The following is a 12,865-nucleotide window of genomic DNA, read 5'->3' on the forward strand; positions in this document are numbered from 1 at the left end:
TGAAGAAGCCCCCCGCGAGTCCTGTCCTCGCGGGGGGCTTCCTTCATCCGCCCGCCGGTGAAGGTGTGAGAAGACGATCACGAGGCGGGTGCCTTGTTGCAAGTGAATTGCAACTACACGCTAGCAACAAAAGACCGGTCACGGGCACGGGGGCGACACGAAGGCCCCGCCAGGGGAACGCCCGCATGCGCACGGCCGGTGCCGGCGCGCTCGGCACGGCGGCGCGGCGGGAGCTGAGGGACGCCAGGATGGAGGCGTCCGCTGTGCGGACGTGCCCCTCGCGGAATGCTCACGTCCGTTTGCCGGGCCACTGGTGCGTGGTGACCGGGGTCACGCCGGTTCCGGTGTAGGCGGCATCTTTTGTGTGAAGCCCACCAAGCCGCTGGTCACGGCTTTGTCGAGCACAGACGGTGATCGGCGGACACGGGCCGGTATAGCGTCGCGATGTTACCCCTGCCCCTGTCCACACCTGTCCACAGATCCGCGGAGTCCCCATGAGCACCGCCAGCGTCACCGCTCGGCCCGGCGCCGTCCTCGCCGACCTCCTTCCCTCCTCGCGCGTGCGCGACGCCGCCCTCGTGCTCGGCGGTGCGGCGCTCACTGGTCTCGCGGCCCAGATCGCGGTGCCGGTGCCCGGCTCCCCGGTACCGGTGACGGGACAGACCTTCGCCGCGCTGCTGGTCGGCACCACCCTGGGCGCCCGCCGCGGCTTCGCCGCCCTCGCGCTGTACGCCGCCGCCGGCCTCGCCGGGGTGCCGTGGTTCGCCCAGGGCGGCTCCGGCGCGTCGGTCTCCTTCGGTTACGTCCTCGGCATGCTGCTCGCCGCCGCGGCCGTCGGGGCGCTGGCCCGCCGGGGCGCGGACCGCTCCCCGCTCCGCATGGCCGGCACGATGCTCCTCGGCGAGGCGCTCGTCTATGCCGTCGGCGTCCCCTATCTCGCCTTCGCGGCCCACCTGTCCGCCACCCAGGCCATCGCGGCGGGCCTCACCCCCTTCCTCCTCGGCGACGCCCTGAAGGCCGCCCTGGCGATGGGCGCGCTGCCCACGGCGTGGAAGCTGACGAACAAGAGCTGACCCCCGACGACGGCCCGCCCCCGCTGCGACAAGCAGGGGCGGGCCTTCGCCGATCAGCCGGGCGGCATCGTCGCGTACCTCGTCGCGGTGGCCCGGCCGGGCCGGGTGGACCGGCTGGTCCTGGAGGACGTCGGTGCCCCGCGCCCCCGCCCGGACACGACACCGGAGCGGCCGGACGGGGAACCGCCCGCCGACTGGGCGGTGGCGGCCGGTGGCATCACCGCCCAGACCCCCGGCAGGACCAGCGGCGGACCCTCCGGCGGCCCCCGCACCCGGTAGGCGAGCCGCACCCCGCCCGACGTCGATGAATCGCCGCGTCACCATGCCGGAAGGGTGGAGGGCGACACGGCGAAGCCCGGTGCCGCGAGGGGATTCCCGCAGGGCACCGGGCTTCGGCGGGCGGTGTCAGGCCGCCGGGACCTTCTCCGAGTCCTCGGTCGCCGGGATCTCCGGCCGGCCCTTCTTCGCCGTGACCGACTGCTTGACGAAGGCGATGATCAGCACGACCGCGGCCACCATCATGGACAGCAGGACCGTCTCGCGGCCGTCGTGCTCCGTGTCGGTCAGCATGTAGCCGAGGACGAAGACGATCAGCGCGGCCGTGGCCCAGGTGAGGTACGGGTACAGCCACATCCTCACGACGAGCTTCTCCGGCGCCTCCCGCTGGATGATCTTCCGCATCCGCAGCTGCGAGAAGCAGATGACCAGCCACACGAAGAGCGCGACCGCGCCGCTGGAGTTCACCAGGAACAGGAAGACCGAGTCCGGGAACTTGTAGTTGAAGAACACCGCGACGAAGCCGAACAGCACCGAGGCCAGGATGGCCGCCATCGGCACACCGCGGGCGTTGGTCTTCGCGAACACCTTGGGCGCGTCACCCCGCTCACCGAGCGAGAAGGCCATGCGGGACGCGGTGTACAGACCCGAGTTCAGACAGGACAGCACCGAGGTCAGCACGATGAAGTTCATGATCTGACCGGCGTGCGCGATACCGAGCGAGTTCAGCGCGGCGACGTAGGAACCGTCGGTCTTGATCGACGGGTCGTTCCACGGCAGCAGCGAGACCACGACGAGGATCGAGCCCAGGTAGAAGACCGCGATGCGCCAGATGATGCTGTTGGTCGACTTGGTGACCGCGCGCTGCGGGTTCTCCGACTCGCCGGCCGCCAGCGTGGCGATCTCGCTGCCCATGAAGGAGAAGACGACCAGCAGCACACCGGTGAGGATCGCGCCCGGCCCGTGCGGCAGGAAGCCGCCGTGCGCGGTGAGGTTGCTCAGCCCGGCCTTGTCGGTGTGGGCACCCGGCAGCACACCGAAGATCGCCAGTGCGCCCACCACGATGAACGCGCCGATCGCGACGACCTTGATCCCGGCGAACCAGAACTCGAACTCACCGTAGGAGCCGACCGAGACCAGGTTGGTGGCCGTGAGCACCAGCATCACGATCAGCGCCCAGCCCCACTGCGGGACCGCCGGCATCCAGCCCTCCAGGATCTTCGCGCCGGCCGTCGCCTCGACGGCGAGCACCACGACCCAGAAGAACCAGTACAGCCAGCCGATGGAGAAGCCGGCCCAGCGTCCCAGCGCACGGTCGGCGTGCGCGGAGAAGGAGCCGGAGGTCGGGTTCGCCGCGGACATCTCGCCCAGCATCCGCATCACGAGGACGACAAGCGTGCCGACGAGGGCGTACGACAGCAGGATGCCGGGGCCCGCCGTGGCGATACCCGTACTGGAGCCGACGAAAAGGCCGGCACCGATCACACCGCCGATGGCGATCATCGACAGATGACGGTTCTTGAGACCTGCTTGCAGCCCGGAACCTTGGGACATGGACGAAATTCCTTTGCGCCGGTAGAGCGGTTCCCGTACGAGCGGCAGTGCGGTCGTACGTCGTCGTACGGGGCCTCGCACGAGCGGTGTACGAGGCGGTCCAGTGAATCTGAGGGAAATAGATTCGGGAACCTCTGAATCCGGATTGTTACTTGAGGTTCCCTTGAGGTTCTATGGTCTGGCTCACATATGCCCTGTCGAACCCGGCGCTGCTGCCCGGATTCGGGCGTGACACACTCGGTCCATGCGCGTGTATCTCGGCTCCGACCATGCGGGCTACGAACTCAAGAACCACCTCGTCGAGTGGCTGAAAGCGGCGGGGCACGAGCCCGTCGACTGCGGGCCGCACCTCTACGACGCCCAGGACGACTACCCGCCCTTCTGCCTCCGGGCGGCCGAGCGCACGGTGGCCGACCCCGGCTCCCTCGGCGTCGTCATCGGCGGCTCCGGCAACGGCGAGCAGATCGCCGCGAACAAGGTGAAGGGAGTACGTGCCGTCCTCGCCTGGAGCGAGGACACCGCCGCGCTCGGCCGCGAGCACAACGACGCCAACGTCATCGCCGTCGGCGCCCGCCAGCACACCGAGGACGAGGCGACCAAGTTCGTCGGGATCTTCCTCAACACCCCGTTCACCGGCGAAGAGCGCCACGTCCGCCGCATCGCCATGCTGACGGACTACGAGAACACCGGCGACCTCCCGCCCATCCCGGCGCACCACCCCCAGCAGTAACTCCGCGCCGCCTCCGCCGCCCCACCGCGGCGGGGGCCCGTACCCGAGGAAGGACCCCGCGGCCTTGCCAGAAGGGCACACGATCCACCGGCTGGCGCAGGACTACGCCGAGCGCTTCCGCGGCACCGCCCCGCTGGTGAGCAGCCCCCAGGGCAAGTTCGCCGACGCCGCCGACCTGCTGGACGGCGCCGAGCTGACCACCACCGACGCCCACGGCAAGCACCTCTTCCTCGGCTTCCGCGACAGCGACTGGGTCCACATCCACCTCGGCCTCTTCGGCAAGGTCGCCTTCGGCCCGGCCCCCGCGCCCCCGCCGACCGACACCGTCCGGCTCCGGCTCACGAACGACACCGCGTACGTCGACCTGCGCGGCCCGGCCACCTGTGCGCTGGTCACCGACGGCGAGAAGCGCGCCGTCCACGACCGCCTCGGCCCCGACCCGCTGCGCCCCGACGCCGACCCGGCCACCGCCTGGGACCGGATCAGCCGCAGCCGCACCCCGATCGCCGCCCTGCTCATGGACCAGAAGGTCATCGCCGGCGTCGGCAACGTCTACCGCGCCGAGGTCCTCTTCCGGCACGGCATCGACCCCTACCGCGCCGGCCGCGACCTCACCCGGGCCGAGTGGGACGCGATCTGGGCCGACCTCGTGGCGCTGATGCGCGAGGGCGTGCGCCACAACCGCATCGACACCGTCCGCCCCGAGCACACCCCCGACGCGACGGGCCGCCCGCCCCGCGTCGACGGCCACGGCGGCGAGGTCTACGTCTACCGCCGGGCCGGCCTGCCCTGCCACCTCTGCGGCACCGAGATCCGTACCGCCGGCCTCGCCGCGCGCAACCTCTTCTGGTGCCCGGCCTGCCAGGCCGGCTGACCCGGGCGCGCCCCGTGCACGGCTGTGAACCGGTCGTGCGCCCCGTTCCCTCGTGCCGGTAAGCCAGCCCCGACGCGGGACAGGGCGGGGAATTTCCGCCGGGTGGCAGCGCGACGGCCGTTCGTGCCGTTCACTGTGTAGTCGGACCGCGTGGTCGAGACGCGGGGCCGAAACGCGAAGTGGAGCCTCGCACGGGGGACAAGTGGGACCTCCCGTGCCATGCGGCCGGCTGGATGGATAGGGTCCCGAACTGATGGCAGCAGGACGAGAACGGCGCGCGAAGGCCGAGACGTTCACGGCCCGGTGGAAGATGCAGTGGCACCGGGTCCGCGTCGCGCTGCGCAGAAGCGCGGTCGACTACTTCCGCGGCGACGGCCCCGACTGGATCGCGCTGGTCGGCCTGCTCCTCACCATTCCCGCGCTGATGGCCCTCACACTGGCCAACTCCGTCTGGTGCTCCCCGGCCACCCTGGTCATCCCGATCGTCGCCGGCGGCCTGCTGCTGCGCCCCGCCAGCCTGCTCGGTCTCTACGCGACCGCCGCCGGCGCCCTCATCGTGGAATCGGTACGGCTCGGCCCGTACACCGAGGGGCCGTCCAGGGTCACCCCCGGCATCGTGCTGGTCGTCGCCGCCTGCGGCCTCTTCGGGCTGCTGACCGCGCAGTTCCGCAGCCGGGTCGGGGTGCCCTGGCGGCGCGGCGGCACCATGCTCTTCGACCTGCGCGAACGCATCCGGGCCCAGAGCGAGCTGCCCAAGCTGCCCCGGGGCTGGCACCAGGAGATGGCGCTGCGCCCGGCGGGCGGCCAGTCCTTCTCCGGTGACTTCGTGGTCGCCGCCCGCACCAACAACGGCCGCACCCTGGAGGTCGTCCTCACCGACGTCTCCGGCAAGGGCATGGACGCCGGCTCGCGCGCCCTGCTGCTGTCCGGCGCCTTCGGCGGCCTGCTCGGCTCGCTGCCCCCGCACGCCTTCCTGCCCGCCGCCAACGGCTACCTGCTGCGCCAGGACTGGGACGAGGGCTTCGCCACCTCCATCCACCTGGTGCTCGACCTCGACTCCGGCGACTACGAGCTGTACTCCGCGGGCCACCCGCCGGGCCTCCAGCTCAGCGCGGGCACCGGCCGCTGGGAGGAGACGGCCGCCGAGGGCCCGCTGCTCGGGGTGTACGACGGCGCCCAGTTCGACTCCAAGAAGGGCACCCTGCGGCCCGGTGACGTCATGATGCTCTTCACCGACGGCCTGGTGGAAGCCTCCGACCGGGACATGGTCGAGGGCATCGACCGGCTCACCGGAGAGGCGGACCGCTATGTCGCGGGCGGCTTCCACGGCGCCGCCTGGCATCTCATCGAGGCCGTCGCCAAGGACGTCAACGACGACCGCGCCCTGCTGCTGATCTGCCGCGAGGCATCCGCCACCGCCCGCTGAACCCCCGCTGCCAGACTGGGCCGATGACAACGGACCCGCTCACCCTGGCCCAGGTCGAGGCCCTCGCCCGCGACGCCCACGCCGGACAGACCGACAAGGCGGGCCGCCCCTACGCCGAACACCTCGCGGCCGTCGCCGAGGGAGTCCGGGCGCGCGGCGGTGACGAGGAGCAGCTCGCGGCGGCCTGGCTGCACGACTCCGTCGAGGACGACGCGCTCAGCGCGGAGTGGCTGGCCGGAGCCGCCCTCACCGCGCGCACCAAGGCCATCGTGCTCGCCCTCACCAGACGCCCCGGCGAGCCCGCCGAGGAGTACGCCGCCCGCATCCTCGACACCCCGGGCGCCGGCCTGGTCAAGCGCTCCGACCTCGCGCACAACGCCGACCCGGCCCGCCTCGCGGTGCTGGACGAGCCGACCCGCACGCGACTGGCCGAGAAGTACACGCGGATGCGCGCGCTTCTCGGCCGGCCGGAGGAACGATGAGGAAGAGGAGCGGGAGTGCGGCGCTGGACGCCCGCCTTCTCCCGTACCGGCTGCTTCTGCCCGCCGTGCTCACGCTCCCGCGCCCGCTGGGCGGGGTCCTGCCTGAACGCCCACTCCATCCTCGGCTCCGTCACGCACCAGAACACCCGGCGCACCGGAGCCGTACAGAGCGCCGTGACGACCGCGGCGGCGAAGCCGGTCACCGGGATCGCACCGAGCGGGGTGTGCAGCCGGTGGGCGCCGTACCAGCCCTGCCAGCGGGCGTACTTGAGGACGAAGCCGTGCAGCGGGTAGCCGCAGAGCGTGCCCGTGCCCAGCGAGGTGAACCACGTCCGGCGGCCCGGCACCCAGGCGGGGAAGCAGGCCGTCAGGACCAGCGAGCAGCCGAACAGAGCGCCCGGAGTATCCGGCTGTCCGGGTACAGCGCCTCCCACGAGTGCCCCATCGCCGCGAGCACGACCGCCAGGTACTCCGCGTTGTCGAAGAACGAGTCGCGCTCCCCAGCGGGTCTCTCCGGCGTGGGCTCGGGCGCGCGGGTGGGGCCGTGGGGCGGGGAGGCGTCGAACATCTCAGGCACCCTTGCGGCGCGTGTGCGAGTCCGTAGAACCATCGGGGTCATTCACGCTTATCGGCGTCGACCACCCCGGAAAGCGCGCGACTTGCCCGCTCGGCTGGTGTGATGGCGGGCACGACAGCGTCGCCTCTTTGCCCTTCGATGTCCATGTTCGTCCATCCGAATCGGGGCACGGTCGCCCGTTCCTCACTCAACTCGAATTACCCGCCCCGCCGATGTGTGGGTACGGAAATGATGTGGGGCGATTACGGTCGCCGTCACCGCTGATGGGGCGGCGGACAGGCGCCCGCGGCACCCCCCGATCCGGACCGGCCGTCCGACGATGTGTCACGAGCCGCATACAGAGGGCAGGTTGGTGGCACGATGGTTCTGGCGGAGGTGTGCTGCACGGTGCCTCCAGGCCGGGAGAGCGAACCGACCGAGGGGATGATCAGTTGTGGCCATTTCACTGTCCGTGGTGCTGCTGTTGGCGATCATCCTGGTGGTGTTGATGCGAGGAGGGAACATCAAGGCCGGCCCGGCCGTCGTGGCGATCCTCTTCGGTTTCTTCCTCGCCTCCACCGGGATGGCGCCCTCCATCAGCCGCTTCCTGAACTCGATAGCGGAGATGGTGAACTCGATCAGCTTCTGAGGCGGAGAACGGCTCAGGGCCCGCCGCCGCCGAAACGGCCGCCGGGCCCTGAGCCATGCGGAGCGGGCGACGGGAATCGAACCCGCGTAGCTAGTTTGGAAGACTAGGGCTCTACCATTGAGCTACGCCCGCGAGGAGCGCACCGCGCGTCGGTGACCGCGGTACGGGAGCATCGTAGCGGGTCCCCCGGCGTGCGGGCCAACCTGGCGTGCCCCGCAGGGTCCGCGGCACGGCGGCGGTCACCCCGGGCGCGAGACGACGACGCCCGGGTCCGGGGCATGTACCCTACGACTCGCACCAGACGGGGTGTGGCGCAGCTTGGTAGCGCGTCCGCTTTGGGAGCGGAAGGCCGTGGGTTCAAATCCCGCCACCCCGACCACTTGGCTCACGGTGTCGTGTCGATCGCCTTTTGGGGCGCTCACCGGCTGCGGTTACTATGCAAGCTGCGCGCCCGTGTGTCCGGCCTCATGGCCTGCTACTCCTCCGGGCGGCTATCCGCCGGTGCCCTCTGGCCCCGGCAGAACCCGAGAAGTCAGCCACAAGGAGACCGAACCGTGAAGAGCGCCGTGGAGACCCTGAACCCGACTCGGGTTCGGCTCACTGTCGAGGTGCCCTTCGAGGAGCTCAAGGACAGCCTCGACGCGGCGTACCAGAAGATCAACCAGCAGGTCACGGTGAAGGGCTTCCGCAAGGGCAAGATCCCGGCCCGCGTCATCGACCAGCGGTTCGGTCGCGGCGCCGTGCTCGAGGAGGCCGTCAACGACGCGCTCCCGAAGTTCTACACCGAGGCGGTCAACGAGGCCGAGCTGACCCCGCTGGGCCAGCCCGAGGTCGACATCACCGAGCTGAAGGACGGCGAGACGCTGAACTTCACCGCCGAGGTCGACATCCGCCCGGCCCTGGAGATCCCGGACTACTCCGGTATCGAGGTCGAGGTCGACGCCATCGAGGTCAGCGACGAGGATGTCGAGAAGTCGGTCGAGCAGCTGCGTGAGCGCTTCGCCTCCACCTCCCCGGTCGAGCGTGCCGCCGAGGACGGCGACGTCGTGACGATCGACCTGGAGGCCAAGGTCGACGGCGAGATCCTGGAGGACGGCGTCGCGAGCGGCGTCTCCTACACCATCGGCTCCGGCGAGCTGCTCGACGGCATCGACGAGGCCGTCAAGGGCCTGTCCGCCGGCGAGGAGGGCACCTTCACCTCCGAGCTGAAGGGTGGCTCCGCCGCCGGCCGCGAGGCCGAGGTCACCGTCAAGGTCACCCAGGTCGCCGCCCGCGAACTGCCCGAGCTGGACGACGACTTCGCGCAGCTCGCGTCCGAGTTCGACACCCTGGACGAGCTGAAGGCCGACAGCACCAAGCGTCTGGCCGACATGAAGCAGTACGACCAGGCCACCCAGGCCCAGGAGCGCGTGCTCGACAAGCTCCTCGAGCTGGTCGAGGTCCCCGTCCCCGAGAAGCTCCTCGAGGACGAGGTCAACACCCGCAAGCACAACCTGGAGCACCACCAGCTCGGCCAGATGGGTCTGACCCTCGACAAGTACCTGGAGATCCAGGGCAAGACCGCCGAGGAGTTCGAGACCGAGACCCGCGAGGCCGCGGTCAAGGGCATCAAGACCCAGTTCGTCCTGGACGAGCTGGTGAAGAAGGAGAACCTGGGCGTCAACCAGGAGGAACTCACCGAGCACCTCATGCGCCGCGCCGCCTCCTCCGGCATGTCCCCCGACCAGTTCGCCCAGGCCGTCGTGGAGGGTGGCCAGGTGCCGCTGCTCGTCGGCGAGGTCGCCCGCGGCAAGGCCCTGGCCGCCGTGGTCGAGGCCGCGACCGTCAAGGACACCAACGGCGAGATCGTGGACCTGGACGACGAGGAGGAGGAGGCCGAGGAGACCACCGAGGCCGCCGCCACCACCGAGGCCGCCGCGACCACCGAGGCCGCCGCGACCACCGAGGTCACCGAGGCCGCCGAGGAGAAGACCGAGGGCTGAGCCCGAGGCACCCCAGCCTGACAGCGGGCCCCCGGAAGCGAGTCTTCCGGGGGCCTGTCGCATTCCGCTTCACGGGGTACCGCCCTCATGGAGGCGCGGGGAACGGCGCGACAAGCACCCGCGTACCCGCACCCGGAACACAACGGACACCACGCACCCCGAACCGCACCCGCCCCACCGCTGAGCACTACGCCCCCGGCGAACACCTGCTTCCACGGGATTCACCGGGGGGACCAGAGCGTTAGGGTCCATGAATACGGGGGGCAGGGGAATCAGCCGACCCCGCCAAGCCCCGGCAGGACTACGTGAGACGGCCCGGCGCCGTCGTAAGACGAGCAGGTGGATACGTGACGAATCTGATGCCTACCGCCGCCGGCGAACCCTCCATCGGCGGTGGCCTCGGCGACCAGGTCTACAACCGGCTGCTGGGCGAGCGGATCATCTTCCTCGGCCAGCAGGTCGACGACGACATCGCCAACAAGATCACCGCACAGCTGCTCCTCCTCGCCGCCGACCCCGAGAAGGACATCTTCCTCTACATCAACAGCCCCGGCGGCTCGGTGACGGCCGGCATGGCGATCTACGACACCATGCAGTACATCCCGAACGACGTGGTAACGATCGCGATGGGCATGGCGGCCTCCATGGGGCAGTTCCTGCTCACCGGCGGCGCGGCCGGCAAGCGCTTCGCGCTGCCGCACGCGGACATCATGATGCACCAGGGCTCCGCGGGCCTCGGCGGTACGGTCTCGGACATCAAGATCCAGGCCGAGTACCTGCTGCGCACCAAGAAGCGCATGTCCGAGCTGACCGCCCAGCACTCCGGCCAGACGGTGGAAGCGATCATCCGCGACGGCGACCGCGACCGCTGGTTCACCCCGGAAGAGGCCAAGGAGTACGGTCTCATCGACGAGATCATCACGCACGCCTCGGGTGTTCCGGGAGGCGGCGGCACCGGCGCCTGACCGGCCCGGCCGCGCACACGCACCGCCACCACAGACAGCTCCCAGAACGCCACCAGGACGGTGAACACCCCATGAACGACTTCCCCGGCGCCGCCAGCGGCATGCACGAGGGCCCCCGCCCCGAGAGCCGGTACATCATCCCGCGCTTCGTCGAGCGCACTTCCCAGGGCGTCCGCGAGTACGACCCGTACGCGAAGCTCTTCGAGGAGCGCGTGATCTTCCTGGGCGTCCAGATCGACGACGCCTCGGCCAACGACGTCATGGCGCAGCTGCTGTGCCTGGAGTCGATGGACCCCGACCGGGACATCTCGATCTACATCAACAGCCCCGGCGGTGACATGACGGCCCTGACGGCCATCTACGACACCATGCAGTTCGTGAAGCCCGACATCCAGACGGTCTGCATGGGCCAGGCCGCCTCGGCCGCGGCCATCCTGCTCGCCGCCGGCACCCCCGGCAAGCGCATGGCGCTGCCGAACTCGCGGGTCCTGATCCACCAGCCGGCGGGCTCCACGGGGCGCGGTCAGCTCTCCGACCTGGAGATCATCGCCAAGGAGTTCACCCGGATGCGTGAGCAGCTGGAGGACATGCTGGCGAAGCACACCAACCGGCCGATCGACAACATCCGCGAGGACATCGAGCGCGACAAGATCCTCACGGCCGACGAGGCGCTGGAGTACGGCATCGTCGACCAGATCATCTCCACCCGCAAGATGAACAACGAATCGGTCCGCTGACCGCGGTTGCGCGTGTCCGGGCCCTCTTGGCAGGGTGCACGTCAAAGTGAACCCTGCCAAGGGGGGCCCGAACACGGTGCCCGGCAAGGTACCGTCGACATAAGGCAGCACCAGGAGCCGCTGGATCTTCAGTGTCCAGTCGTCTCCCAGGCGAAGGGGAAGCACACCGTGGCACGCATCGGTGACGGCGGCGATCTGCTCAAGTGCTCGTTCTGCGGCAAGAGCCAGAAGCAGGTCAAGAAGCTCATCGCAGGTCCCGGTGTGTACATCTGCGACGAATGCATCGATCTCTGCAACGAGATCATCGAGGAAGAGCTGGCCGAGACCAGCGAGGTGCGCTGGGAGGAACTCCCCAAGCCCCGCGAGATCTACGAGTTCCTCGAGAGCTATGTGGTGGGGCAGGAACCGGCCAAGAAGGCCCTCTCCGTCGCGGTGTACAACCACTACAAGCGGGTCCAGGCCGGGGAGAACGGCGGCGGCCAAGGCCGCGAGGACGCCATCGAGTTGGCGAAGTCCAACATCCTCCTGCTGGGCCCCACGGGCTCCGGCAAGACCCTGCTGGCCCAGACTCTCGCCCGCATGCTCAACGTCCCGTTCGCCATCGCGGACGCCACCGCGCTGACCGAGGCGGGGTACGTGGGCGAGGACGTCGAGAACATCCTGCTGAAGCTCATCCAGGCCGCCGACTACGACGTCAAGAAGGCCGAGACGGGCATCATCTACATCGACGAGATCGACAAGGTCGCCCGCAAGAGCGAGAACCCGTCGATCACGCGCGACGTCAGCGGCGAGGGCGTCCAGCAGGCGCTGCTGAAGATCCTGGAGGGCACCACCGCCTCGGTGCCGCCGCAGGGCGGACGCAAGCACCCGCACCAGGAGTTCATCCAGATCGACACGACGAACGTGCTGTTCATCGTGGGCGGTGCCTTCGCCGGCCTGGAGAAGATCATCGAGGCGCGGGCGGGCGCGAAGGGCATCGGCTTCGGCGCCACCATCCGCTCCAAGCGCGAGCTGGCCGCCAAGGACATCTTCGAGGACATCATGCCCGAGGACCTGGTGAAGTTCGGGATGATCCCCGAGTTCATCGGCCGTCTCCCGGTCATCACCTCGGTGCACAACCTCGACCGCGAGGCCCTGCTGAAGATCCTGGTCGAGCCGCGCAACGCCCTGGTCAAGCAGTACCAGCGGCTCTTCGAACTCGACGGTGTGGAGCTGGACTTCGAGCGCGAGGCGCTGGAGGCCATCGCGGACCAGGCCATCCTCCGCCAGACCGGCGCGCGCGGCCTGCGCGCCATCATGGAGGAGGTGCTGATGTCGGTGATGTACGAGGTGCCGTCCCGCAAGGACGTGGCCCGCGTGGTCATCACGGCCGACGTCGTCCACTCCAACGTCAACCCGACGCTGATCCCGAGGGACTCCCGGGGACGCGGCCAGGGCGAGCAGAAGACCGCGTAACCCCAGCGGCAGACGAGAGCGGGGCCCCGGCCACGTGGGCCGGGGGCCCTCTCTGGTATGTGCGGGAACGCCGTGACGCGGACCGGCGCGCGGGCCTTGGCGGTCC

Annotated in this window: 13 protein-coding genes, 2 tRNA genes and 1 pseudogene; 12 read left to right on the forward strand and 4 right to left on the reverse strand. The window is 69.9% G+C overall.

Annotated elements, in window-relative coordinates; translation table 11 throughout:
* The first annotated feature begins 494 nt into the window (after positions 1 to 494).
* Together ACFWN1_RS26155 and ACFWN1_RS26160 are read left to right on the forward strand one after the other, a co-directional pair.
* Positions 495 to 1,073, forward strand: a complete 579-nt coding sequence (locus tag ACFWN1_RS26155; RefSeq protein WP_384366693.1) for a biotin transporter BioY — start codon at positions 495 to 497, stop codon at positions 1,071 to 1,073.
* An 87-nt stretch (positions 1,074 to 1,160) separates the two neighbouring features.
* Positions 1,161 to 1,352 (forward strand): hypothetical protein, encoded by a 192-nt coding sequence (locus ACFWN1_RS26160; protein WP_384366696.1) that lies wholly within the window; start codon positions 1,161 to 1,163, stop codon positions 1,350 to 1,352.
* Between the two features lie 126 nt (positions 1,353 to 1,478).
* Here ACFWN1_RS26160 and ACFWN1_RS26165 read toward each other — a convergent pair whose 3' ends face one another.
* Entirely contained in the window at positions 1,479 to 2,903 is a 1,425-nt protein-coding gene (locus ACFWN1_RS26165; protein WP_384366699.1) for an amino acid permease, read from the reverse strand.
* Positions 2,904 to 3,147: 244 nt separating this feature from the next.
* Here ACFWN1_RS26165 and ACFWN1_RS26170 point away from each other — a divergent pair, with 244 nt between their 5' ends.
* The 4 genes from ACFWN1_RS26170 (at position 3,148) to ACFWN1_RS26185 (ending at position 6,415) form a co-directional block, all read left to right on the forward strand.
* Positions 3,148 to 3,633: a ribose-5-phosphate isomerase gene (locus ACFWN1_RS26170; protein WP_384366702.1), complete on the forward strand. Its 486-nt coding sequence runs from the start codon at positions 3,148 to 3,150 to the stop codon at positions 3,631 to 3,633.
* A 64-nt stretch (positions 3,634 to 3,697) separates the two neighbouring features.
* Complete coding sequence (locus ACFWN1_RS26175) at positions 3,698 to 4,507, forward strand: Fpg/Nei family DNA glycosylase (protein WP_384366705.1); 810 nt, start codon at positions 3,698 to 3,700, stop codon at positions 4,505 to 4,507.
* A 253-nt stretch (positions 4,508 to 4,760) separates the two neighbouring features.
* On the forward strand, positions 4,761 to 5,933 hold the full coding sequence (locus tag ACFWN1_RS26180) for a PP2C family protein-serine/threonine phosphatase (RefSeq protein ID WP_384366708.1): 1,173 nt from the start codon (positions 4,761 to 4,763) through the stop codon (positions 5,931 to 5,933).
* A 23-nt stretch (positions 5,934 to 5,956) separates the two neighbouring features.
* Positions 5,957 to 6,415 (forward strand): HD domain-containing protein, encoded by a 459-nt coding sequence (locus tag ACFWN1_RS26185; RefSeq protein WP_384366711.1) that lies wholly within the window; start codon positions 5,957 to 5,959, stop codon positions 6,413 to 6,415.
* 35 nt (positions 6,416 to 6,450) lie between these two features.
* Here the strand turns inward: ACFWN1_RS26185 and ACFWN1_RS26190 are convergent.
* Together ACFWN1_RS26190 and ACFWN1_RS26195 are read right to left on the reverse strand one after the other, a co-directional pair.
* Positions 6,451 to 6,810 (reverse strand): annotated as a pseudogene (locus ACFWN1_RS26190) (hypothetical protein); the annotation flags it as partial.
* Entirely contained in the window at positions 6,783 to 6,983 is a 201-nt protein-coding gene (locus ACFWN1_RS26195) for a hypothetical protein (RefSeq protein ID WP_384366714.1), read from the reverse strand. The gene ACFWN1_RS26195 and the pseudogene ACFWN1_RS26190, both read right to left, overlap by 28 nt.
* A 442-nt stretch (positions 6,984 to 7,425) precedes the next feature.
* On the opposite strand from ACFWN1_RS26195, the gene ACFWN1_RS26200 reads away from it, so the two are divergent.
* Complete coding sequence (locus tag ACFWN1_RS26200) at positions 7,426 to 7,620, forward strand: hypothetical protein (protein WP_031182285.1); 195 nt, start codon at positions 7,426 to 7,428, stop codon at positions 7,618 to 7,620.
* Between the two features lie 61 nt (positions 7,621 to 7,681).
* Here ACFWN1_RS26200 and ACFWN1_RS26205 read toward each other — a convergent pair.
* Positions 7,682 to 7,752 (reverse strand) — tRNA-Gly (locus ACFWN1_RS26205).
* 170 nt (positions 7,753 to 7,922) lie between these two features.
* Between ACFWN1_RS26205 and ACFWN1_RS26210 the strand changes: the two genes are divergently transcribed.
* The 5 genes from ACFWN1_RS26210 (at position 7,923) to clpX (ending at position 12,759) form a co-directional block, all read left to right on the forward strand.
* A tRNA-Pro gene (locus tag ACFWN1_RS26210) sits at positions 7,923 to 7,999 on the forward strand.
* A 175-nt stretch (positions 8,000 to 8,174) separates the two neighbouring features.
* Positions 8,175 to 9,602 carry a trigger factor gene (tig, locus tag ACFWN1_RS26215; RefSeq protein ID WP_384366717.1) on the forward strand — a complete coding sequence of 476 codons (1,428 nt, stop codon included), beginning with the start codon at positions 8,175 to 8,177 and terminating at the stop codon, positions 9,600 to 9,602.
* Positions 9,603 to 9,961: 359 nt separating this feature from the next.
* Entirely contained in the window at positions 9,962 to 10,567 is a 606-nt protein-coding gene (locus ACFWN1_RS26220) for an ATP-dependent Clp protease proteolytic subunit (RefSeq protein ID WP_384366727.1), read from the forward strand.
* A 71-nt stretch (positions 10,568 to 10,638) separates the two neighbouring features.
* A complete protein-coding gene (locus ACFWN1_RS26225) occupies positions 10,639 to 11,304 on the forward strand; it encodes an ATP-dependent Clp protease proteolytic subunit (protein ID WP_384366720.1) in 666 nt (221 codons plus the stop codon).
* 168 nt (positions 11,305 to 11,472) lie between these two features.
* Positions 11,473 to 12,759, forward strand: coding sequence for an ATP-dependent Clp protease ATP-binding subunit ClpX (gene clpX / locus ACFWN1_RS26230; protein ID WP_384366724.1), 1,287 nt, complete (start codon positions 11,473 to 11,475; stop codon positions 12,757 to 12,759).
* Positions 12,760 to 12,865 lie beyond the last annotated feature (106 nt).

It is taken from the genome of Streptomyces sp. NPDC058459 (genome assembly GCF_042721685.1).
Lineage (GTDB): Bacteria > Actinomycetota > Actinomycetes > Streptomycetales > Streptomycetaceae > Streptomyces.

Bases quoted from the DNA above. Each gene is read 5' to 3' on its own strand.
- ACFWN1_RS26155 (WP_384366693.1), top strand. From the start codon at position 495: ATGAGCACCGCCAGCGTCACCGCTCGGCCCGGCGCCGTCCTCGCCGAC.
- ACFWN1_RS26165 (WP_384366699.1), bottom strand. From the start codon at position 2,903: ATGTCCCAAGGTTCCGGGCTGCAAGCAGGTCTCAAGAACCGTCATCTG.
- ACFWN1_RS26170 (WP_384366702.1), top strand. From the start codon at position 3,148: ATGCGCGTGTATCTCGGCTCCGACCATGCGGGCTACGAACTCAAGAAC.
- ACFWN1_RS26180 (WP_384366708.1), top strand. From the start codon at position 4,761: ATGGCAGCAGGACGAGAACGGCGCGCGAAGGCCGAGACGTTCACGGCC.
- ACFWN1_RS26185 (WP_384366711.1), top strand. From the start codon at position 5,957: ATGACAACGGACCCGCTCACCCTGGCCCAGGTCGAGGCCCTCGCCCGC.
- ACFWN1_RS26195 (WP_384366714.1), bottom strand. From the start codon at position 6,983: ATGTTCGACGCCTCCCCGCCCCACGGCCCCACCCGCGCGCCCGAGCCC.
- ACFWN1_RS26220 (WP_384366727.1), top strand. From the start codon at position 9,962: ATGCCTACCGCCGCCGGCGAACCCTCCATCGGCGGTGGCCTCGGCGAC.
- ACFWN1_RS26225 (WP_384366720.1), top strand. From the start codon at position 10,639: ATGAACGACTTCCCCGGCGCCGCCAGCGGCATGCACGAGGGCCCCCGC.